The organism is Streptomyces palmae (genome assembly GCF_004684805.1).
Taxonomy (GTDB): Bacteria; Actinomycetota; Actinomycetes; order Streptomycetales; family Streptomycetaceae; genus Streptomyces; species Streptomyces palmae.
This window is the reverse complement of record NZ_SRID01000772.1, coordinates 1-743: the sequence shown is the minus strand read 5'-3', so window position 1 is coordinate 743 and position 743 is coordinate 1. Positions and strand designations below refer to the sequence as shown.

Below are 743 nucleotides of genomic sequence, written 5' to 3'. Positions count from 1 at the left end.
GCGACAGTCGGCGTGTCGAAGAGGTCGCGGAGGGATATCTCCACGCTCAGTACGGCTCGGATCCGGCTGATCAGACGGGTGGCGAGCAGTGAGTGGCCGCCGAGGTCGAAGAAGCTGTCGTGCACTCCGATGTTCGGCAGGTCCAGTACTTCGGCGAAGAGGCCGGCGAGGATTTCCTCGCGGGGGGTGCGTGGGGCGCGGTAGGCGCCGGCGGTGGTGAAGTCAGGCGCCGGTAGGGCCTTGTGGTCGATTTTGCCGTTGGGGGTCAGGGGGAGGTCGTCGAGGATGACGATGGCCGCGGGGACCATGTAGGCGGGGAGGTTGGTGGTCAGGTGTTGGCGCAGTGCGATGGGGTCGATGATGCTGGTGTCGCTGGCCACGGTGTAGGCGACGATCTGCTTGTCGCCAGGGCGGTCTTCGCGTACGAGGACGGTGGCGCGGGCGATGTGGGGTTGGCGGGTGAGGACGGCTTCGATTTCGCCGAGTTCGATGCGGAAGCCTCGGATTTTGACTTGGCCGTCGGCGCGGCCGATGAATTCGAGTTGGCCTTGGGGGGTCCAGCGGACGATGTCGCCGGTGCGGTACATGCGGGTTCCGGGTTCGCCGAAGGGGTCGGCGACGAATCGCTCCGCTGTGAGGGCGGGGCGGTTCCAGTAGCCGCGGGCGACGCCGGCGCCGGCTATGTAGAGTTCACCGGCGGTGCCGGGGGGTGTGAGGCTGAGGGTGTCGTCGAGGACGTAGAC

At 67.3% G+C, this 743-nt stretch carries 1 protein-coding gene; it reads right to left on the bottom strand.

Annotation, left to right across the window (positions count from 1 at the left end; all coding sequences use genetic code 11):
* Positions 1–743: phosphopantetheine-binding protein (locus tag E4099_RS32585; protein ID WP_167828580.1), on the bottom strand; the 743-nt coding region annotated here is incomplete at both ends.